Origin of the sequence: Enterococcus hirae ATCC 9790, assembly GCF_000271405.2 — a bacterium.
Lineage (GTDB): Bacteria > Bacillota > Bacilli > Lactobacillales > Enterococcaceae > Enterococcus_B > Enterococcus_B hirae.
Genome location: NC_018081.1, coordinates 487,786 through 508,787, shown reverse-complemented (window position 1 = coordinate 508,787; position 21,002 = coordinate 487,786). Strand labels below are relative to the sequence as shown.

The 21,002-nt window shown below is 35.0% G+C and carries 30 protein-coding genes and 3 pseudogenes; 30 read left to right on the top strand and 3 right to left on the bottom strand.

The genetic code is table 11. The annotated features are described in order from the left end of the window. Window positions 1-741 carry an XRE family transcriptional regulator gene (locus EHR_RS02530; protein ID WP_010738502.1) on the bottom strand — a complete coding sequence of 247 codons (741 nt, stop codon included), beginning with the start codon at window positions 739-741 and terminating at the stop codon, window positions 1-3. 163 nt (window positions 742-904) lie between these two features. Here EHR_RS02530 and EHR_RS02525 point away from each other — a divergent pair, with 163 nt between their 5' ends. The 3 genes from EHR_RS02525 (at window position 905) to EHR_RS14200 (ending at window position 1,762) form a co-directional block, all read left to right on the top strand. Beyond that, window positions 905-1,123, top strand: coding sequence for a hypothetical protein (locus tag EHR_RS02525; RefSeq protein WP_010738501.1), 219 nt, complete (start codon window positions 905-907; stop codon window positions 1,121-1,123). 55 nt (window positions 1,124-1,178) lie between these two features. Further along, entirely contained in the window at window positions 1,179-1,463 is a 285-nt protein-coding gene (locus EHR_RS02520) for a hypothetical protein (RefSeq protein WP_010738250.1), read from the top strand. 149 nt (window positions 1,464-1,612) lie between these two features. Continuing rightward, entirely contained in the window at window positions 1,613-1,762 is a 150-nt protein-coding gene (locus tag EHR_RS14200; protein WP_010738500.1) for a hypothetical protein, read from the top strand. A 217-nt stretch (window positions 1,763-1,979) separates the two neighbouring features. Here the strand turns inward: EHR_RS14200 and EHR_RS02515 are convergent, their stop codons facing one another. Both EHR_RS02515 and EHR_RS02510 read right to left on the bottom strand, forming a co-directional pair. Beyond that, window positions 1,980-2,201, bottom strand: coding sequence for a hypothetical protein (locus tag EHR_RS02515; RefSeq protein ID WP_010738498.1), 222 nt, complete (start codon window positions 2,199-2,201; stop codon window positions 1,980-1,982). Between the two features lie 123 nt (window positions 2,202-2,324). Then, window positions 2,325-2,534: a helix-turn-helix domain-containing protein gene (locus EHR_RS02510; RefSeq protein ID WP_014834297.1), complete on the bottom strand. Its 210-nt coding sequence runs from the start codon at window positions 2,532-2,534 to the stop codon at window positions 2,325-2,327. A gap of 103 nt (window positions 2,535-2,637) precedes the next feature. Here EHR_RS02510 and EHR_RS02505 point away from each other — a divergent pair, with 103 nt between their 5' ends. The 27 genes and pseudogenes from EHR_RS02505 to EHR_RS02365 all read left to right on the top strand — a co-directional run bounded on the left by EHR_RS02505 (window position 2,638) and on the right by EHR_RS02365 (window position 20,945). Further along, window positions 2,638-2,829, top strand: coding sequence for a helix-turn-helix transcriptional regulator (locus EHR_RS02505; protein WP_010738496.1), 192 nt, complete (start codon window positions 2,638-2,640; stop codon window positions 2,827-2,829). Between the two features lie 47 nt (window positions 2,830-2,876). After that, complete coding sequence (locus tag EHR_RS02500; RefSeq protein ID WP_010738495.1) at window positions 2,877-3,200, top strand: hypothetical protein; 324 nt, start codon at window positions 2,877-2,879, stop codon at window positions 3,198-3,200. Next, the gene (locus EHR_RS02495; RefSeq protein WP_010738494.1) at window positions 3,193-3,534 is read left to right on the top strand and encodes a hypothetical protein; all 342 of its coding nucleotides are present in this window, start codon (window positions 3,193-3,195) and stop codon (window positions 3,532-3,534) included. The genes EHR_RS02500 and EHR_RS02495 overlap by 8 nt, the downstream gene beginning before the upstream one ends. Before the next feature lie 225 nt (window positions 3,535-3,759). Beyond that, a pseudogene (locus tag EHR_RS02490) lies at window positions 3,760-4,706 on the top strand (YqaJ viral recombinase family nuclease). 1 nt (window position 4,707) lies between these two features. Beyond that, window positions 4,708-5,646: pseudogene (locus EHR_RS02485) on the top strand (recombinase RecT). A gap of 39 nt (window positions 5,647-5,685) precedes the next feature. Then, window positions 5,686-6,444 (top strand): DnaD domain-containing protein, encoded by a 759-nt coding sequence (locus EHR_RS02480; RefSeq protein ID WP_014834294.1) that lies wholly within the window; start codon window positions 5,686-5,688, stop codon window positions 6,442-6,444. 14 nt (window positions 6,445-6,458) lie between these two features. Then, window positions 6,459-7,310, top strand: coding sequence for an ATP-binding protein (locus tag EHR_RS02475; RefSeq protein WP_014834293.1), 852 nt, complete (start codon window positions 6,459-6,461; stop codon window positions 7,308-7,310). After that, entirely contained in the window at window positions 7,307-7,666 is a 360-nt protein-coding gene (locus EHR_RS02470) for a DUF1064 domain-containing protein (protein ID WP_010738492.1), read from the top strand. The genes EHR_RS02475 and EHR_RS02470 overlap by 4 nt, the downstream gene beginning before the upstream one ends. 24 nt (window positions 7,667-7,690) lie before the next feature. Then, window positions 7,691-7,927, top strand: a complete 237-nt coding sequence (locus tag EHR_RS02465) for a hypothetical protein (RefSeq protein WP_010738491.1) — start codon at window positions 7,691-7,693, stop codon at window positions 7,925-7,927. Then, window positions 7,921-8,233 (top strand): annotated as a pseudogene (locus tag EHR_RS13695) (hypothetical protein). The gene EHR_RS02465 and the pseudogene EHR_RS13695 overlap by 7 nt, the downstream one beginning before the upstream one ends. A 9-nt stretch (window positions 8,234-8,242) precedes the next feature. Continuing rightward, window positions 8,243-8,617 (top strand): beta-sandwich lipoprotein, encoded by a 375-nt coding sequence (locus EHR_RS02455; RefSeq protein ID WP_042969823.1) that lies wholly within the window; start codon window positions 8,243-8,245, stop codon window positions 8,615-8,617. An 11-nt stretch (window positions 8,618-8,628) separates the two neighbouring features. Beyond that, complete coding sequence (locus tag EHR_RS02450) at window positions 8,629-9,030, top strand: YopX family protein (RefSeq protein ID WP_010719512.1); 402 nt, start codon at window positions 8,629-8,631, stop codon at window positions 9,028-9,030. Next, a complete protein-coding gene (locus tag EHR_RS02445) occupies window positions 9,027-9,542 on the top strand; it encodes a DUF1642 domain-containing protein (protein ID WP_010738490.1) in 516 nt (171 codons plus the stop codon). The genes EHR_RS02450 and EHR_RS02445 overlap by 4 nt, the downstream gene beginning before the upstream one ends. After that, window positions 9,539-10,129 (top strand): hypothetical protein, encoded by a 591-nt coding sequence (locus EHR_RS14665; RefSeq protein ID WP_014834289.1) that lies wholly within the window; start codon window positions 9,539-9,541, stop codon window positions 10,127-10,129. Before EHR_RS02445 ends, EHR_RS14665 begins: the two co-directional genes overlap by 4 nt. Further along, window positions 10,092-10,571 carry a hypothetical protein gene (locus EHR_RS02430; RefSeq protein WP_010738488.1) on the top strand — a complete coding sequence of 160 codons (480 nt, stop codon included), beginning with the start codon at window positions 10,092-10,094 and terminating at the stop codon, window positions 10,569-10,571. Before EHR_RS14665 ends, EHR_RS02430 begins: the two co-directional genes overlap by 38 nt. 1,167 nt (window positions 10,572-11,738) lie before the next feature. Beyond that, window positions 11,739-12,398, top strand: a complete 660-nt coding sequence (terS, locus tag EHR_RS02420) for a phage terminase small subunit (protein ID WP_010738487.1) — start codon at window positions 11,739-11,741, stop codon at window positions 12,396-12,398. Next, entirely contained in the window at window positions 12,385-13,725 is a 1,341-nt protein-coding gene (locus EHR_RS02415) for a PBSX family phage terminase large subunit (protein WP_010738486.1), read from the top strand. Before terS ends, EHR_RS02415 begins: the two co-directional genes overlap by 14 nt. A 59-nt stretch (window positions 13,726-13,784) precedes the next feature. Next, window positions 13,785-15,266, top strand: a complete 1,482-nt coding sequence (locus EHR_RS02410; protein ID WP_010738485.1) for a phage portal protein — start codon at window positions 13,785-13,787, stop codon at window positions 15,264-15,266. Further along, on the top strand, window positions 15,266-16,429 hold the full coding sequence (locus tag EHR_RS02405; RefSeq protein ID WP_010738484.1) for a phage minor capsid protein: 1,164 nt from the start codon (window positions 15,266-15,268) through the stop codon (window positions 16,427-16,429). The genes EHR_RS02410 and EHR_RS02405 overlap by 1 nt, the downstream gene beginning before the upstream one ends. A 102-nt stretch (window positions 16,430-16,531) precedes the next feature. Then, window positions 16,532-17,101, top strand: coding sequence for a phage scaffolding protein (locus EHR_RS02400; protein WP_010738483.1), 570 nt, complete (start codon window positions 16,532-16,534; stop codon window positions 17,099-17,101). Between the two features lie 2 nt (window positions 17,102-17,103). Continuing rightward, a complete protein-coding gene (locus EHR_RS02395) occupies window positions 17,104-17,964 on the top strand; it encodes a hypothetical protein (RefSeq protein WP_010738482.1) in 861 nt (286 codons plus the stop codon). Between the two features lie 70 nt (window positions 17,965-18,034). Beyond that, a complete protein-coding gene (locus tag EHR_RS02390) occupies window positions 18,035-18,973 on the top strand; it encodes a hypothetical protein (RefSeq protein ID WP_010738481.1) in 939 nt (312 codons plus the stop codon). Then, complete coding sequence (locus tag EHR_RS02385; RefSeq protein WP_010738480.1) at window positions 18,970-19,386, top strand: head-tail connector protein; 417 nt, start codon at window positions 18,970-18,972, stop codon at window positions 19,384-19,386. The genes EHR_RS02390 and EHR_RS02385 overlap by 4 nt, the downstream gene beginning before the upstream one ends. After that, window positions 19,380-19,721 (top strand): putative minor capsid protein, encoded by a 342-nt coding sequence (locus EHR_RS02380; RefSeq protein WP_010738479.1) that lies wholly within the window; start codon window positions 19,380-19,382, stop codon window positions 19,719-19,721. Before EHR_RS02385 ends, EHR_RS02380 begins: the two co-directional genes overlap by 7 nt. Continuing rightward, window positions 19,722-20,069 (top strand): minor capsid protein, encoded by a 348-nt coding sequence (locus EHR_RS02375; protein WP_010738478.1) that lies wholly within the window; start codon window positions 19,722-19,724, stop codon window positions 20,067-20,069. Continuing rightward, window positions 20,069-20,476 carry a minor capsid protein gene (locus tag EHR_RS02370; protein ID WP_010738477.1) on the top strand — a complete coding sequence of 136 codons (408 nt, stop codon included), beginning with the start codon at window positions 20,069-20,071 and terminating at the stop codon, window positions 20,474-20,476. The genes EHR_RS02375 and EHR_RS02370 overlap by 1 nt, the downstream gene beginning before the upstream one ends. Further along, window positions 20,469-20,945 (top strand): phage tail tube protein, encoded by a 477-nt coding sequence (locus tag EHR_RS02365; RefSeq protein WP_010738476.1) that lies wholly within the window; start codon window positions 20,469-20,471, stop codon window positions 20,943-20,945. Before EHR_RS02370 ends, EHR_RS02365 begins: the two co-directional genes overlap by 8 nt. Window positions 20,946-21,002 lie beyond the last annotated feature (57 nt).

The following is a 21,002-nucleotide window of genomic DNA, read 5'->3' as shown; positions in this document are numbered from 1 at the left end:
TTACATAACCACCTTTCCAATAATTCTAAAATCATCATTTTCAGTCACAATAATATCATCGTAATCACTGTTAAAAGATTGAAGTCTCGCAATGTCGTTTTCAAACCATATGCGTTTTAAAAAAGCTTGACCATTTAAAATAACTACTCCAATTGCTCCGCTGAAAACTTCTAGTTGTCTTTTGACAAACACATAATCATCATCATGGAAAATAGGCTCCATGGAAGCTCCATTTACGGTTAAACAAAAGTCAGCGTCATCAGGAATGATTTCAGTAGGGAGAGTAATTTCTTCTCTATATTCATCTGCTAAAAATTCCCCGGTACCAGCAGAGACAGCACCGCACCAGTAAAATACGGACATAGATTTTTTTTGTTGTTTTCTCTGTTTGTATTGTTCTAAAGAGGTGATATTTTTATTTCGACTATTTTCTTTTTCTTGTTCGTCCAATTGGTTTTTTGCAAAAACGTAGACTTTCTCTTGTCGAGGTGGTGATAGTTGATTGTATATTTTTTCTATAGATGAGCTGCTATAATCGTCTAGTGCCATTAAATAAACCGGTGAAACACCAAATATTGAAGACATTTTTTCAATCATGGAACGTTTCATGTTTTCTACATTACCTTTCTCGTACTTATTAATAGCAGCTCTTTTAATACCTACTTTTTCTCCAAGTTCTTCTTGAGTCATATTATGCTCGATACGAAGCCTCTTGATTCTTTCAGCCATTGTTTCACTCATATTTACCTCTCTTTCCTACACTTCAAAATTAACATTTTTCATAAATTGTTTCAAGTTGTTTTTAATTCGTTTAAAAAAAAGATACAAAAGTTGTTGACAAGTGTCAAGTAAATGATATACTCGTAGTATCTTGAAAAGATACAAAAGGTTAGGAGGGGGAAATATGAACAAAGAAAAATTGCGTTCTATTATTGTTTTAAACGGTGAAAACCAAAATGTTTTGTCTCTTTTTATGGGAATTACTCCACAAAGTTTTTCTGGAAAAATTAATGAACGTAATGGTGCTGAATTCACTCAATCAGAGATCAAGTTAATTAAAGATAGATATAATTTGACAGCAGAAGAAGTAGATGAAATTTTTTTTAGCCATTTTGTATCTTAAAAAGATACAACTTGGTTCTAATATAACCAAACAACCAGCGTAGGAGGTATAACTGATGCAACTAAACATTCCAGATGAAGTAATTCAAAACGAATTAGCAAGTAATATTACTTTTATTGTTTTGAAAGAAATCGAAAAGCGATCCAGCTTGTTGACTAAAACTGTTGAATTACCACCTTACCCGAATAAGTCTCAAGTAAAAGAAATATTGAGAATTGGTGATGACAAATTAAGCGGTTGGATTTCAAAAGGTTTAAAGATTCAACAATGGAGTGAACAAGATATTCGAATTGAACGAACTGAATTACAACGATTTTTAAAAGAAACTTTTGAAATTTAAATATTTAAACTTGTTCTACACTCACCACTTCCGAAAAGAGGAGTTGCGATTTCCTTCAAAAACTACAAAAAACACAGCACATATACCTACTTGCATGGGCAACTCCTCTTCTTGGAGGTGGTGACGGTGAGAGACGAAGGAGGTATTAAATGACCTTACAAGAGCATCAATACTTGATGCGAAAACTAAATCAGGAATACCACGAAGTAATGAAACCTAGATTGTTAGGGGAACAATGGCGTGAACGCCAGAAGAAGTGGCTAGAAATAAAAAGACCGACCAGCGAGTGCAATCGCTAATCGGTGAGAAATAAGAACTAGTAACTTAAGTCTATCACTCAGAAATGGAGGTAGTCAAATGGAAGAATTACAAATGGTAGCACTCAATGAGCTTCTTAAGCAACAGCAACAAATTATTGTATCGCAAGAAGAAATAAAAAAAGAGCTCCAAGCTATCAGAAATAGCAAGGAGTGATATGGAAACAATAGTAATTACTTGTGTACCATAGATGGAAAACTAAACAGAAAGGGTTCCATCGTCTAGTTTTTTGAGTTTTGTATTTGTCCACAGTTCGCCAGTCTTCATATTTGAGATCGAATAGATATTGTTCTCATGAATGTGAAAAACAATATATTCTTTTTCAGTGGTAGCAAATGCAGCTTTGATAGTTCCTAAATTCGCGCTACCAGTTATTGGGTAGTAATAATTAAGCTCAGTCAAAATATCTCGATAATCCATCTAATCACCTCCCTATCAGATATTTCAGTCTCTCATCCTGATAGGGGAATTATATCAAAAAGGGAAATGAGGAAATTCTCTCTTTTGTTAAAAAGTAGTAACAAAAAAAGACCGCCTGAGCGATCATTTCTCATCTGTTCTACCGACCAAATAATCAAGCGATACATCGAAGTAGTCGGCGAGTAAAACAGCTTGTGATAATTTAGGTTCGTTTTCGCCACTTTCATATCGTTGGATTTGCCTAGTAGTTGTGCCTATTTCTTTTGCTAATACAAGTTGAGATATGTCAGATTCTGAACGAAGCTTTTTCAAATTCTCACTAAATGTCGTCATCATATATTCCTCCAAAAAATAATTGACAACGACGAAAACGTCGCTTATTATATAAACATAAGCCGACGAAAACGTCGTCTTAAATAAGAAAGTAGGGGCTGATGTGAAAAATAAAAAAATGTTAGAACTACGTATAAAAAAAGGCTTGTCGCAATCGGAAGTTGCAAAACAAGCCGGCATATCAACTCGTCAATATCAGAGAGTTGAAGCTGGGGAACATCTACCAAATGTTGCTCCAGCAATAAAGATTGCCAAAATACTTGGCACTACAGTGGAAAAACTATTTCCAATATAAAATTCAAAGCAAGTATACCACAAGTTTGATTTAGGAGGAAGAATCAAATGGCAGAAATGATGACAATTTCTAAAGCAGAATGGGAACGAATGAACGAGAGATTAGATGCTTTAGAGAAACAAAACAAACTCAAAGTAGACTACAAACGTAAGTTTTGTAAAGAAGTGAATCAATGGTTAGAACGTCAAGATTCTAAGCGCATTGAACAACAAAGAACAGCAATTTACGAGGCTGTAAAGTCATCACTTGAATTTAAGAGCCTTGATGAATTGAATGAAGAAAATTATCAGTATGCCGTTAACGTATTTGAACAGCAAAAGTTCTTTTTCAGAAGAAGAAATTTTCCAGAGGGAGTTATAGCACATGAATGAAAAAATTGAAAATCTTATTGAAGAGTTAAAAAGCGAGTGTCAAAAGCAAAGTGTTTCCATTATTTGTACAGCACAAAAAGAAGGGGAACTTAAGAGCATCATTTATGGTGAGACAACAGAAATTTTACTTTGCCTTGCTATGCAAGAAGAACATTTAGATGATAATTTTCCAGTACCAGCACACATTGTACGTAGAATTGCTGTAGATGCTTATAAACGAGCACAAAGCGAAGAAGAAAATCAATCTACAAATCATACCTTTGTTATTGATAACAAAGAAGATCTCGCTGACGTGATGACTCGCATTCTCAAGGGGGAATTCAATGATGAATGAAAAAACAATTGATTTACTCATTATTTTATTTTTCACGTTAGTGATTGTATCAAAAAACTACGTCATCTTTGGCTTGTTATTCGCAATTGCCATGCTTGTGCTTTGCGTATTAGCAAGCAGAAAAGAGGGGAAACATGAACGAGTTAGCAAATCTTGACAATTATTTAACTGATCCTGATTATGCTAAACCACCATATGAAGCACCAATCGACGAGGAGGATGAAGATGAGTAAATCAACTTTAGACATGAGTCATCAAGAATGGCTCGAAGACCGCAAAAGAGGTATTGGTGGTTCTGATGTCGCAACCGTACTTGGATTGAATAAATACAAATCTCCTTATCAATTATGGCTTGAGAAAACGGGTCAAATTGAATTGAAAGATTCAGAGAGCGAACCAGCTTATTGGGGCAATGTTTTAGAAGAAGTTGTTGCCAAAGAATTTCAAGAACGAACAGGCAAAAAGGTCCGTAGAAGAAACCAAGTGTTTGAACATCCGTTACATCCATTTTTAAGAGCCAATATCGACCGTGATGTAGTAGGAGAAAATGCCATTCTTGAATGTAAAACAGCGAATCAATTTCTTAGCAAAGAATGGGAAGGAGAAGAAGTGCCACTCAGTTATTTGTGTCAAGTGCAACATTATATGAATGTTTTGAACAAGGATTATTGTTATATCGCTGTGTTGATTGGTGGTTCAAAGATTTATATGGAAACGAGTTGAACGAGATCAAGAACTGATTGACATCATCACAGAACGGTTAGTTGATTTTTGGGAAACAAACATTATTGGCGGAGAAGAGCCACTGATCGATGGAAGTAAAGCAACATTAGATTTTCTAAAAGAGCGTTATTCGGAATTAGATTCAACTGAAATTATAGCTTCATGCCGATTATGACGTTCTACTCGATACAAAAAGAGAGTTGCTACAAAAATAAGAAGGAATTAGAGAAGAGTATTCGACAAATCGACAATCAAATTATCCAAAGAACTTGGAAWTAAAGAATGCCTCTACAGGTATCACACCTAATCGGATTATTTGTTTAAAATCAGTCGTTTCTAAACGAAAAGACTTGAAGAAAATAGCAGAGAAATATCCATATGTAATGAAAGATGAGGAAATTTACAGCTTATCAACTTCAAATAGATTAGTGATAAAGGAGATTCAGTGATATGGCAACAAGTAAAGATTTAAAGAATCAGCTAACAGAACAAAACAATCAAGCAGTGGATGTTTCAAAATTAGGTTTTAAAACATTGATGAGTCAGCCAGCTATGAAAAAGAAATTCAATGATATTTTACACGAAAAATCAGATGCTTTTATGGGTTCTCTTTTAACGTTAGTTGGTGGCGATGATTATTTATCTAAAGCAGAGCCGATGACTATCATCGCTTCTGCTTTAAAAGCAGCGACGATGGATTTTACCAATAGATAAAAATTTAGGCTATGCCTATATTGTTCCATTTAATCGGAAAGAAAAGGTAGGAAAAGATTGGATTACGCATAACGAAGCCCAATTCATCCTAGGATACAAAAGGCTATATTCAGTTAGCACAACGTTCTGGACAATACAAAGCACTTAATGCAATAGAAATTTATGAAGGGCAATTAATTGAATGGAATCCTCTGACAGAAGAGTTGCAGTTTGACTACAATGCGAAACAATCTGATCGAGTTATCGGTTATGTTGGAWTTTTTGAATTACTAAATGGGTTTAAAAAAACTGTTTATTGGACGAAGCAAGAAGTAGAAGCTCATCGTATCAAACATGCCAAAGGGGTTGATAAAACAAAGCTAACCGGAGCGTGGAAAGAGAATTATGATGCGATGGCGATAAAAACCGTCTTACGTAACATGTTAGCTAAATGGGGAATTTTATCTGTAGAAATGCAAAATGCGGTTACTTCTGATGAAAGAGTTTTTCGATTTGACGAAAATAATGATCTTGTAGAAGAAGTTACTTTAAATGATGCAGAACCAATTGAATCAGAACGTAAAGAAGCAAGAAAAAGTGGAAGACGTATCATCAGCGTTTGATGAATACGAAGAAACAGCAAATACAGACGAACAACAGGATTCATTGTTCGATGATATGAATCCGCCACTATAGCGAGGGAATTTACCCTCGCTTATCTAAGGAGGAGTGATGATGGACTATATTCGACAAATTTTAGCGTTTGACGATTATTTAATGTACAATCAGGGACTTTCATCTGGTCAAATTGCTTTATGGCGCGCATTGATGAGCATAAACAATAAAGCAAGATGGAGTGAGTGGTTTACGGCAAGTAATCAAACGCTTGAAATTTTGTCCGGTCTTTCACGCCAAGGAATAAATAAAAATCGAAATATCCTTAAACAATTAGGGTTGATTGATTTCCGAAGTAATGGAAGAAAAGCAACCTCTTATCATATATGTAAACTTTATACGTCAAATAGTTTACAAGAGAGTGTACAACATAGTAGCGAAATAGTAGCACAAAAGTATACAACACAGTTGCGCAACAGTAGCACATTAAATAAACATAAACAAAACAAAAACGAAAACAACACTGTAAATGCTTCTGGATCTAGTATAGATTTTCATTCAGAAACTAGCGCAACAGGTTATTGGTTAAATCAAGTGAATCCAGCAGAATCACCAATGGTCTTAGAATCTATTCGTTTTTGGGTAAATGATTTTCAAGGACAAGATGAAATTGTCATCATGGCGATTGAAGAAATGCTGAAAAATGGTGCTAAAAATTATAACTATCTCGATAAAGTGCTGAAAAGTTGGGAAAACAAGCAACTAGACACCGTTGAGAAAGTGAAAAAGTATTTGCAAGGTCATTATTCAAAATCGCCTAGAAATGCAAATAAAACGCTTGAATACGAGAAATTTAGCACAGATGAGTTGCCTATTTGAGAGGAGGCGTAGGCATGGAAACCGTTGGAGAAATCATGGAAAAGCTGATACAGAAAGTGCTTGTCCAACGTGGCGAATGTCCTGAATGCGGACAGCCCTTGTATGGCTGGCGTACGAAGAATCCTGATGGCTCAGAGCGCTGTAAACCAACCTGTATGCAATGTGGGTATAAAGCATTGCGAGTTCAGGAAGACTTACAAGCAGAGCAAATGTACAACGAAAGCCTGAAAGCAAGAGCTATCAATTTTTTCAAAGGTGGTTCTGTCGTGCCTAATAAAGCGATGTTTGATTGTACATTGCAGAATTATCAAATCGTTGATCAAGAAACAAGACAAGCGGTTGAAGTAACCAAACGCTTTGTTAATTCAGTCTTGTTAGGAAATCCAAGTCACCTTGTTTTAACTGGCAAACAGGGAGCAGGTAAAAGTCACCTAGCGATGGCAGCGGCTTGGGAAGTTTTGAAGCGCTCAAACTACGACAAGAAAATCTTGTTTATCGGATTACAGGAAATGCTGGATCAAATCAAGTTTTCGTACAACAATCCTGAACTCAGAAAAACGATTGAAGGCTCGTTGATTGCAGATATCAAAACAGCGGATTTAGTTGTCATTGATGATATCGGATCAGAATTAGGAAAAGATGCATCGGAAAGTCGAGCGTTTGGCATAAACACGCTAAATTCATTTTTGGATGCACGACAAAACTTAGCAACGATTATCACAACGAACTTGCTTGGCAAAGAACTGAAAGAAGCCTACGGTACGAGGACGACATCAAGAATGTTTGTCAATTCTGATGGATTTACGATGGTATTTTCTCAAACAGCAGATAAACGATTAAAACCAGTAAAAGGAGCGACAGCATGAACAAATACCGCAATCGAAAAACGGTTCATCGTGGGATCAAATTCGATTCTGTAGCAGAAGCAGAGTACTATGATCTGGCAGTATGGCAAGCGGAAGCAAACGGCTGGAAAGTAAAGCTTCAGGAAAAATTTGAACTATTGCCAAAATTTGAATTGGAAGGCAAGAAGTACCGTAAAATCGAGTATATTCCTGACTTCACGTTTTATAAAAACGGTAAGCTTGTGAAAGTTGTAGATGTCAAAGGAATGCAGACAAAAGATTTTAAAATCAAAGCGAAACTGTTCTGCCATCGTTATCAAGTGCCGTTGATATTAGCTAAAAAATATGGCAAGACGTTCAAGGAAGAGCGTTTTTAAAAGAAAGGTTAGGAAGGTTTGAAAATGAGCAGAAAAAAGAAATTCATTCCAGAAGTTAACCAAGAGGTTGAATGCTTCTGTTGCGATTCAAATAGAGAAACACCATGGTTTTATCCATTTTCGGGATATGTAAAACATGTTTATGACAATTCAGCGATGGTAACGATTGATAGTACTCATCCAGACGATGACGGTTTAGTAGTTGAATACCACGGGAAAACCATTATTCCATTTACAGAAATGAGGGCTGTGGAATGCTAGATATGAAAATTGAAAACTATCGAATCACTGAGACGAGTGATTGCAGAAATATTGTTCTATCACGAGTTATTTTTGATGAAAAAGGGAATATTCAATATACCGTAAATAGCAAAGGTGAAAAAGTAGAAGGGGTTTCGTTTATTGGATACTATCAAACGTTGAGTATGTGTTTAAAAGCAATACAGCGTGACTAACGTGATGAGAGAAGGTCACGTGATAAAAAGTATTATCGAGTACAAAAAAGCGCTTGAGCGTATCACTAACGAGTTTGAAAAAGCATGTGAAATTGAGGAGGAAGACAAATGAAAAAAATTAATTGTATTTATCAGTTTATTAGGAATAGGCATCACATTAGGGGCTTGTAGAGAAAGTGATAAAGTTTCCTACAATGTAAGCCAAGAAGCAGATAATTTTAATGTGATTCGTCGAGTAGCAGTAATCAATACTCGAACGGACAAAGTGGAGTTTGAAGCGATCGGTCGAATATCTGTGGATACGGAAGATAAAAATAAACTCGTTATTCTAGTTGAAACAGGAAAGAATGAGTACAAAAAACATCTTGTAAACATGACTAGTTGGAACATGTATGTGGTTGAAGATTTAGAAGGCGCGAAGGTCAATGAATACAAATACGAAGTAAATTACATGCCAGAAAGTATTGTGCCGTTTACGGTGACTGAGAAGAAGTAGGATGACAGCGAATGATACCGAAGTTTCGAGCTTGGGATAAACGACAGAATGTAATGAGAGACGTAGCAGTCTTACATTTTACTAAAAGTGGAAAGGTCAACTCTATTGAATATTGGAAAACTCCTTCTGAATTGAAATCGTATCATGTGAGAAATATTGAATTAATGCAGTCCACAGGACTGAAAGATAAGAATGGCGTAGAAATATTTGAGGGGGATATAGTACTTGCGGATGGTGTTAAAAAAATAGTGACATTTGGAGAACAAGAGCATGAAGAAGATTTTGGTGATTTGATTTACTATATCGGATTCAATGTTTATACAAAAATGGGGTATTCATCAGTTATTCCTGTGGAATACGAAGTTATCGGGAATATTTGGGAAAATAGCGAGTTATTGGAGGAACAGCGATGAACATACAAGAAGGAATCAAAGAATTAGAAAGTCATAAAATGAAAAGTGAAGACATAAGAACTGATTGTTTCAATAACGGTTTAAATGCCGGTATTGCGGTAATGAAAAAACTAGACGAACCTCAGAAGCCAGTTGTTGATTCGTTCGTGGCGGAGTGGTTTGAAGATAATAAAGATGCATTGGATTTAGCGATTTTTATGGCAATCAGAGAATTAGATGATGAAGAATGGCCACACAAGAAAGATTTTGAGAATTGGTTAGATGTTGCTGAAAACAAACCAATCGAAACCCTCATCCGCATGAGAGACGGCTACGAGGTTGAGAAAGAGCCGTTGTATTGTGTAAAAATAGGCAAAGGATATTTTTCTGGTTTCGATGAAACTAAAGTGACCTATGTTATTGACGATGCTCCTGGTGCGCTAGCTCAACGGATAAAATACAATTCTAAAGAAGAAGCTGAAATGGATGCTATTCAAATTGGCGGAACAGTGGAAGAGGTGGTAGAAGGATGAAATATAGAAAGAAACCAGTAGTTATTGAAGCTTTTAAATTAAATTCAAGAGGGCTTATAGGGGAAGAATGGTTTTGGGATGCTGTATCAGAAAACAGAATTATTACCTATAATTTCGGTAAAAATTATCCGCAAGATGCATGGTGTGAAATAAAAACTTTAGAAGGGATAATGGTTGCTAAAACAGGTGACTACATTATTAGAGGGGTAGAAGGTGAGATTTATCCATGTAAACCGGATATTTTTGAGAAAACGTATGATGTAGCAAGTCAGCAATCACAGTTAGACGACAACCAGCAAATCGTGTTGGAGCAACTGAAAATCAATCCAGGGTCAGAAGGTTCACTAACAAAAGCGATTCATTCTCTCTTTAATTCACTATCCATTTCACCTGTTCGGCTTGAAAAAGATGGAGCTGAGGAATTATTGAAAGCTAGAAATGCACTTGCAAGATTGACTAGAAAACAAGAGGGATATAAGAAAAATAAAAAAAGCCACCTCTTTCGAGATAGCAGCGCAATACTATTTTATCATATAAGGGGTGGCGTTTGTGAGATTTCAGTGGTTAAAAGATTATCAAGAACTTGATGAGCAGATTCTTTACTTAAAGTGGAATCTTAATAAAAGTAAGCTTGAATTGAATCGATGGGTCAATGGGGATTTAGCAGACGTCCGAATCGAAAAGAATTCTAGATCAGCTTCTTTGGAAGAAAATATTCAAAAGATAGAAAATGAAATTGATTTACTCGAAGAGCAACGCAAAGAAATGCTGGCTATTATTAACTCTTTTAAAGGAATTGATAATGAGATTATTCGAAAAAAGTATGTCGAGGGTTGTTCATTAGAGATAATAGCGGAAGAGATTGGCTACAGCGCATCTTATGTTAGGCAAAGACATGCTGATATTCGTAAAACTTTGGATTTCTTGGATGAATATGAAATGAACAAGGTAAATAGACAAAACAAACTTAATGAGATTGATTATTACAATAATCGAAGAGACGAACCTGAACAAATCAGTTTATTTTAAAATTCCAATGTTCACTAAATGTTCGAACATTGTAGCTATGTCAGTATTGTATACAGCATGATATTCTATTAATGTCGAAAGATTAGGAAACAGGATCGACAAAATAAACGAAGGGAGGTAGTCTCCCTCATTGTTGTAATTATGCTTTGATGGACAGCAACCAACTAATCACAAAAATACGAAAAAGGAAGTGAAAACCTCCTTTACTTTCCATTGTTTATCTATATCAACTGGTTGCTGTCTGTTTTGATATGAAAAAATTAGCTATCCTCAAAAGATAGCTAGCAATACAATTATTTTTTACTGCAACAAGAACGACAACAGTATTTGCATCCAGAAACATTTAAATTTGGTTTTTTGATACGAATATATCGAAGCGCTGATGAAGAATATACATGGTATCCAATTTTTATAGAATGTTCATCAGGTGTATATGGACATTCTATTTCGTGTAGTACGTGAATATTGTTTTTATCAGGTGTTATTTTAAGAATATAATTAGACATATGAAAAATTCCTTTCTTCATTTGCAATCCAATAACCATGGTAAAAGATTTTCAAGTATTATTGTGTTATTGCGATTTTAAAGACATATGTATAACAAGTAAGACATAATACTAATATTTTGCAGAGTAAGGAAAGATAATAAAAATTAAATTCCTCTTAAGAATAGAGGAAAACTTAAGAGGAAAGGTAATGTTATTAACCAGCAGACTAAACAATGTGAGCGTTTATTTAGTTATTCATTTTTAAATTTTGAAGGAACAAACATTACCTAACAGTAATATTAACAAAATTTGTTTAGTATCCCTATTATTTATTTGTATGTAATGGAAATAAATAATAAGAATTTCTTTTTAGTGTGTGTTAAATTACTAAAAAAATTCAAAGGTGCGAATCAAAAATGTTATTTATTGTTTGTATATTGGCGATATGGCTTAATTTATTTGATTATATAGATATTAGTTGGTGGTTTTTAGTACCGGCTCTAATAATTGTTTTTCTAATGGGTATTTTAGAATTAATATTGATTTTTAAAGAGATAAAGTCTTCCATGAAAGATAAGAAAGCTAAAAATAAAAGGTATAATTGAGATCACTCGTTGAGTGGTCTTTTTGTTTTTGAATTTACAAAACAAATGTTGCAAAAAGTGAGGTGGTATCACATGTGAAAAAATACGAATTAGCCAAAGAAGATTATGAAAAAGGCTTAAAATACAGGGAAATAGCCGATAAATACGATGTATCAATTAGTACGGTAAAGTCATGGAAATCTCGTTATTGGTCGCAAGAAAAGGTTGCAACCAAGGATGCAACCTTACCTAATAACAGGGGGGCGCCTGACAGAAATAAAAACGCTGTAAAACACGGGCTTTTCGCTAATTGGTTACCCTCTGAAACGTTAGAAATCATGAATGAGGTTGCAACCTCTAAGCCAGAAGATATTATCTGGAATAACATTATGATTCAGTACACGGCTATTATCAGAGCGCAGAAAATCATGTATTTTTCTGGGTCAGAAGATTTATCAAAAGAAGTTTCGAAATGGTCCTCAAGCGATTCTGGTAGCTCAGAAGAATATGCTATTCAATATGCATGGGACAAACAAGCAAACTTTTTAAATGCGCAGTCAAGAGCGATGAGTACATTGTCTAATTTGATAAAGCAGTTTGTAGCTATTGCTGATGAACAGGATGAAAGACGTAAAAAGCTGGAATTGATAGATGCGCAAATTATGAAAATAAAGCATTCAATTCCTGATAATGAGTCAATAAGTAGTTTGATTACAATTATCGATTCTTGGAGTGAATCCAATGTGCAAAATTAATATACAAAAAGAAGTTAATCCTCACTTTAAATCAGTTTGGCAATCTAATAAACCTTACAATATTCTAAAAGGTGGAAGAAACTCGTTTAAGTCTTCAGTCATTGCATTACTACTAGTTTATACGATGATTAAATACATTCTCTTGAATGAAAAAGCGAATGTGGTAATAATACGTAAAGTTGCAAATACAATTCGTGATAGTGTTTATTTAAAAATACAATGGGCATTAAATAAATTCGGTATAATGAATGATTTTTCTTGTACCGTTTCGCCACTTAAAATTACACATAATCAAACAGGATCAACTTTTTATTTTTACGGTCAAGATGATTTTCAAAAGTTGAAATCAAATGATATCGGAAATATTATTGCGGTATGGTATGAAGAAGCTGCCGAGTTTAAAAATGCAGAAGAGTTTGATCAATCAAATACAACATTTATGCGCCAAAAGCATCCATTAGCAAAGACTGTTCAATTTTTTTGGAGTTATAATCCACCTAGGGATCCTTATTCATGGATTAATGAATGGGTTGAAAAATTAAAAAATCAACCTAGTTATTTGATTCATGAATCAAGCTACTTAAATGATGAATTAGGTTTTGTTACAGATCAAATGCTAGAAGAGATAAATCGTATTAAAGAAAATGATTATGATTATTATAGATATTTATATTTGGGTGAGCCTGTGGGCTTAGGAACAAATGTTTATAATATTGATCTGTTTAAACGATTAGATGAGCTACCAACGGATGATCGTGTTATAGCTTTATATTATGCGACGGATGTTGGACACCAGACATCTGCAACTGTTTGTTTGTGTTTTGGTCTGACTGCAAAAGAAAATATTATTCTATTAAATATGTACTATTACAGCCCACAGGGAAGAGCAATAAAAAAAGCACCAAGTGACTTATCAAAAGAGCTACATGAATTTATTACAAAAACTTCTCGTCATTCCTATGTGGGAAATGCACCAATTAGACAGCGAACAATTGATAGCGCAGAAGGTGGGTTGCGTAATCAATATACTAAGGATTTTGGAAAAAGATGGCATCCTGTAGCAAAGAAAAAAAATATAGATATGATTGATTACGTCCATGACTTATTAGCGCAAGGACGTTTTTATTATTTTGAACCAACCATAAAAACAGGGTTGAGTAATTGTGACAGTTTAAATTTGTTTATAGAAGAACATAAGCGATACCAATTTGATGAACGTTATTTAGAATCAGAGGATCCAAAGGTTATCAAAGAATTCGACCATTCTGTTGATGCTTTCAAGTATGCCTGCGTTGATAATGCAAGAGAGTGGAAACTCAAAAGGTAGGTGACATCATGAGTTTTATAGATAAGATAAGAAACTTATTTAAGAAGGGAGGGTATGCAGTGACAGGACAATCGCTAGCAACAATCAATGATCATCCAAAAGTAAATATTGATACGAAAGAGCTAGAACGTATCACAATTGATTTTAAAGAGTATAGAAATGAATACGATGAAATTCAATACATCAATTCTTCAAATAAAATTCAAAAAAGAAAATACATGGCATTAAATATAAGAAAATTGACAGCGGAGTTAATGGCTAGTTTGGTATTTAATGAACAAGTCGAAATTAAAGTCGACGAACCTAAAGCAAATGAGTTTATTCAGCATGTTTTAGAACACAATGATTTCAAAAAAAACATGACAAAATACTTAGAACCTATGTTTGCTACAGGAGGGCTGGCAATTCGTCCATATGTAGATACTCAAACAGGAGAATTGGAATTCTCTTGGGCATTAGCTAATGCTTTTTATCCATTACGTTCTACCTCTAACGGTATTTCAGAAGGTGTAATGATGTTTAAAACATTAGAAGTTGAGGCAAACAATATTATTTATTATACACTTTTAGAGTTTCACGAATGGTCAAATGGAACGTTAGTAATTACCAATGAACTCTATTGTTCTGATAACTCGAATATTATTGGCAAAAGAGTTCCACTTGGTTATAAAAATCAATATAAAGATTTACAAGAAACGACTACAATTAAAAATCTACAAAAACCTTTATTCAATTATCTTAAGCCAGCAGGATTTAATAATTTTAGTTTGCATAGTCCGTTAGGGTTGGGGATTTGTGATAATGCGACAAATACAATAAAACAAATAAATGATACTTTCGATCAATTTCATTGGGAAATCAAGATGGGACAACGTACAGTTGTCGTTAGTGATCATTTATTAGATTATGTACCAGATGAACAAGGTAATCAACTACACCCTATTTTTGACCCTGACGTTAATATTTATCGTCCGATGAGAATGGAAGACGATAGAGAATTTGTACAAGATATTACTCGTGATCTTCGTACAGAGCAATATATATCTTCTATCAACTATTTCTTAAAAACTCTTGAAGTACAACTACAGTTAAGTGTAGGAACGTTCAGTTTTGATGGCAAATCTATGCAAACAGCTACAGAGGTAATCAGCCAAAACTCACTGACTTATAGGACTAGAAATATGCATTGTAACGAAATAGAAAAGTTTATCAAGGGATTAATTGTTTCTATTTTAGAACTAGCTAGTGTGATGGTTTATGAAGGTCATAAGTTATACTCTGGAGCTATACCCTCATTTGAGGAAATAAGTGTAGATTTTGATGATGGTATTTTTGAAAGTTTAGAACAAAAATTAGCATTTTACAGCAAGGCTAAAACAGCTCAATTAGTACCAACTACTGAAGCTTTAAAAGGGATTTTCAATTTGACGGATGAGGAAGCAATTAAATGGTTTCAACGAATACAGCAAGAAGAGTATGGACTAGATCCAAAAGAAGTTGAGGAATTTCTGACTAAAAAAGAGCTAGGAGATGAGGAATAATGATTACACCTCATCAATTAGACTTATGGTCTTCTAATATGGCGCATCTATATCAATCATTGGAAGGCGAATTAATACGTATTATCATTAAGAGATTAAACAACGGACATGACGATATTTTAGAGTGGCAAAGAGAAAAACTGCAAGAGCTACACTTATTCAATAAGGAAACCGTCAAAGTGATTTCTCAAGTAACAGGAATTGCTGAATCTGAAATTGAACGAATGTTTGAAAATACGGGTGACAAGATTATAAGGGATACAGATAGAGAGTTACCTTATGATACAAAACCTATTCCAACTAATTTAGATAACATCATGAAAGCTTATCATGATCAAGTTTGGTCTGATATCAACAATTATGTGAATCAAACGTTGTTATCTACCAATTTCGGTTATGGAACAGCCACTACTCAAATGTACACAGAAATTGTTAACAAGACTACCGCTGCATTTAACAGTGGTATATTTACGTTTGAAGAAGCTTTAGCTAGAACCATTCAGCAATGGGCTCAAAAAGGGATTAAGTCAACCTTTATTGATAAAGGGGGACATACATGGAGTCTAGAGCGATATGTTCGAACGGTTTTAAAGTCTACCCTATCAAATACCTATGACACGTTAAGAAAAGAACGTATGAGTGAGTATGGTGTTTATACAGTTGTAGTAACAAGTCATATGGGAGCAAGACAAGCATGTTCAAAGATACAAGGAAACGTTGTCGATTTAAGGCAAATGTCTGAGTTGCCATCTAATTGGAAATATCGAAGTATCTACGATCCATACTGGAATGCTGAATATGGTACCCCTGGCGGTCACAGAGGTGTTAATTGTCAACATTTACATATTCCGTTTGTTCCTGGTGTAAATATCAATAACCAACCGAAATATGATGCGAAAGAAAATGAGAAAGTAGCTCTGTTAACTAGTCGTCAACGTCAATTAGAAAGACAAGTTGTGAAATATAAAAAGAATAGAATGGTTTCAGAAGCTCTAGGACAAGACGAAAACGCCCAAGATTGGTCAAGGAAGATTAGAGCTATACAAAGTCGCTTACGTACTCTAGTTGATTCTAATGAGTATCTAAATAGAAATTACGCGAGAGAGCGAGTATACACACCTATTAATACCTTATTGAAAGATTTTCACTATGATGATTTTTAAGTCTAATCAATGATTAGGCTTTTTATTTTGCCCTGAATACGGCGTTAAACTGTTCAATCCATCGAGGGCGTAGCCTCGTTAAACAACGAAAGGATGAAGAAAATGAAGCGAGAACAATTAAGAGAACTTGGATTGACAGATGAACAAGTGAATTCTGTTGTGGGGTTACATGGTCAAACTGTTACTGAATTGAACAAAACTCTTGCTGCTGCAGAACAAGAGCGTGATCAACTTAAGGAACAACTTAACTCAAATCAAACAGAGTTAAACGCTTTGAAAGAAGCGACTAAAGACAACGAAGAGTTAACTCGACAGCTTGCAAATTTACAAAGTAAGTTCGATAAAGCGAAAGAAGATGCTGAAGCAAATCTTACGGAGCAACAAAAAGATTTTGCCATCAAGCTAGCTTTAAAAGAAGCGAATGCGCTTGATGAAGACATTGTGCTTAGTCAACTAGATAAAGACACTATTAAAGTTGTCGGCGGCAAATTACAAGGTTTTGACGAACAATTAAAGGGACTACAAAAAAATAAATCATTCTTATTTCAAGAAGCAAAAGACCCTAAAACAACTCCGCCGATACCAACGATTGTTTCCTCTGGTAACCCTGCTGGGGCTACAGTGGACGGAAAAAGTATTGTACAAAAAATTCAAGAAAGATTAGGTGATTAAATATGGCTTTAGTATTAGATTCGAAAGATTTAGCAACTATTGACAAAGATTTTAGAGCTGATTCCCAAGTATGGGATGTTTTAACCCAAGGGGCAAAAAGCATTACGGCTGCTGATTTTGTCGGTGTAAATGAAGTACGGGTTAATAAAATGTCCGGCTTTGTTGAAGCTTCAAAATATAACCGTAATGGCGATAATGCACGTAATAAAATTAATATCGAAAAAGAAACGATTAAATTAACACATGAAGATTGGTTTGCTTATGATGTAGATCAACTTGACCAATCAGAAAGCTCGGCATTGACGATTAATAATATTGTAACTGAGCATAAACGTCTAATTACAGTTCCACATCGAGATAAGGTAGCTATTCAGGCTTTATATGATAATGCAGGAAATAAAGAGAATGAAACTTTAACTGAAGATAATATTTTATCAGCATATGACGCAGCAGAAGAATATATGACTGATAACGAAGTGCCTGGTGGCTATGTGATGTTTGTTTCAGCCGCTACTTATCGCCTATTGAAAAATGCTAAAGGTGTTACAAAATCATTCACTACTAATCAAATGTCTATTGCGGGAATTGATCGAACAGTAGCACAAATTGATGGTGGAGTTCCTATTTTGAAAGTAGCGAAAAATCGTATCGGGGGATTAACTATTACTGAAAACATTAACTTTATTGTTACTCCTTTAACAGCAGTAGCCCCAATCATTAAATATGGAACAGTAGATACTGTCCCTGCTTCTCAAGACAGAAGTGGTTATCGAGATACAATCAAAGGCTTAGATTATTACGATGCTATCGTGTTTGATAATGCAAAAAAAGCAATCTATCTATCGTATGCCCCAAAAGATTAACCCCATCAATAGATGGGGTGGATGTGACGGCAACGAGCGCCACTTTTCAACTTAGTTAGGAGAGATAGTAATGTCGCAAGTTTTTGTTATTTACAAAGGAAACGAAAAAATTGCAGAAGGAGCTAGTCCGCTGACAATCGATGGATTAGCTCCATCAACCTTTTTTCCTGAAGGAACCTATCAAGTCGCTTATAAAGAAGGAACGGAAAAGACAAATATCCCTAGTTTTACAACGCTCCCAATTAAGGAAAGCCGAAATTTGATGATTAATGGCGAAGAACGTACCGGTGATTATTATGTATTAGATATTTCTCAAGAAGATTATTTAGCAATACAAGATTATTCAAATGAAACGATTTATCGTGTACAGCCTGATATTGACGCGTCAGGTAGAGTCTATTTCTTAGGTGATGTGCCAATTGATGTCTCTAAAAAAGATAATGTTGTCGAATATACAAGAAACTATTATCCAAATAATAGCAGTGAGTGGCAAGAAGTTACCTATTCGGGATGGTCACCACCTAATACAGCATTCACTAGGACACTAAAAGAATTGAACTTGAAGCCTGGAGATAAAATTTCTGCTAGTGCAGAATATCAAAATAATAGTTCTATGGCGGTAACTACAGAGCTAAAAGTTCAAAAAAGTTCTGGAAGGTTAACGGCGCCATCTAATGAAATAGCGTCGAGCAGTTCAGGTATATCAAAGGGAGAGATTATTTTACCCGAAGATACCGTCTCTTTAAGTGTGACCCCAGGTGTTAAGGGGAATGATTCTACTTCAGTTACGATAAGTTATCGACAAGTAAAAATGTACCGAGGTTCTAAAGATGAGATGTGCGGCTATACAGTTGCGCCAGAAATAATCATCGGGAATAAATCATCCGTTTCTTTAAAAAGTAAAACTATTCCTGAATTAAAGTCATTATTAGATGACCGAATGATTTCTTACAAATCCACCGATCGAAAAAGTGATCTAATCAAGTTGCTAGAAGGTGAATCTGTATGAGTGCTTATATCGAATTCGAGGAATTTAAAGAATTAACAGGAAAAACGGATGATTACAAAACGATTTTTGCTTCTAATCTAGCGAAAGCTTCTGCTGTTCTAGATAATATAACCAACCATTTTTATCGTTTCAATGATATAAAAAGTGATCCAATTGCTTTTCGTGTTCACCAATTCAAGTTAGCGCTCTGTGCTCAAATCATTTATTTCGATGAAGTTGGCGGAGATACTTACGAAAGTATTAACAATACGCCACAAAGTTTTTCTGCTGGTAGAACAAGCATTACGAACGGCAACCGTAGTAGTTCTTTAAAAGGAAGTGGGGCTTCTGGGAATAAATTACTTGTCGCAGAAGACGTCTACATTTATTTAGAGAGCACAGGACTTTTATATCGAGGTGTACAATTATGTTAATGCTAAAGCCACCAAAGAAGTTTCTAGTTGATTCTTTTATCTATCGAGAATATTTAGGAGAAGGGGATTATAACAAGCCGATTTATGGAGATTATGCAACTATAGAAAATTGTCGCATTGACCGAGGAAGTCAGTATACTTTTTCGTCAAGCGGCAAACAGTTACTCTATAACGCAGTGATTTTTTGTTATGAAGGACTAACAACGCCGCTACCTACTTTTAAAGAGCAATCACTAGTGATTTATGATGGTAAAGAACATGTCATTACTAAGGTTGATACGGTTATAGATGCTTATTCAAAAACTATTTATTCGTATGAATTAGAGGTGGTCTAAGTGGGAGTAAAGGTAGATATTGGAGGTATTCGAAAAAAAATAAGTCCAGAAGCTATGAAGCGCGGGAGATATGCTTTAGGTAATCAAGCAATGGCTGATATGAATCGCTATGTACCAAAAAGATCTGGGGGAGGCGCATTGAGAGGGAGTGCTCATCTTAACGGCGATCACTCGAAAATTATTTATCAAACACCGTACGCAAAAGCACAATATTATGGAACAAATGGAAAAGTAGTATTTAGAAAGTATTCCACACCAGGAACAGGTAAACGATGGGACTTAAAAGCAAATTCCATTCACGGTGCTAATTGGAAGAAAGCTTTTTTGAGAGGAGCAGGTATTAAATAATGGATTTTATTGATCGAGTAAAAGATAAAATCAATACTATTTCAGACTTGCCGATTCCATTAAGAAAAGGCTATCTGTCAGGAAATGAAAGTTTAGTTGTTTATCCATTACCAGGGGGTCAGGTATTGAAAGAATACTACGATGGGATAAAGGATGAACAACTAAACTATGAAATTGCCATGAAGTCACAAGACGGTTCGAAGATTGAGCAAGTATTATGGCTTATTTCAGACTATTTAGAGCAAATTGAAGACATTCATAGCTTGAATGAATCTTTTGAATTCAGTCGATTAACTATAACGAGCAAACCATTCATCAATGAAGCGGATGAACAAGGTTGGTTCGTTTTTTTATTGGATTTTCAAGTGAAACTAACGACTTTTAAGGAGGAACAGCAACATGATTAAAATGAATTTACAATATTTTGGTCGCAAGAAAAATGCATTAAGGGAACATTATATTGCGGAGTATACACCAGGAGAAGAAACAGCACCAGAAGAAGGAGAAAAGTGGTTACCATTAGCTAAATTTATTAGTTCAATTGGTGATGACACTGACGAAGAAACAGACGATACAGGGTTTTATGACGGAGACGGCACCCCCGAAACAACTGTAACTTCTGTTTCAGGAGCGTATAGTCCGGAAGGGTTCTATGATCCAGAAGACAAAGCACAAGCGTTGATAGCATCTAAAAAATATAAAATCGGCGATGAACGAAAAATTTGGCATAAGGTCGTCCAAACTAACGGTGACACAGTTGTGGGACGAGCTACATTAACGGATATTGTCGCAGGTGCTGGTGATGCAACGGAATACGAAGAATTTAGTTGCAAAATTACCTTTGATACGTTACCAAAAACTACCCCAAAAGGCTAACCCCATCAATAGATGGGGTTGTCGTTGGCGATAGGGAAGTAACTGTACATGTTCATT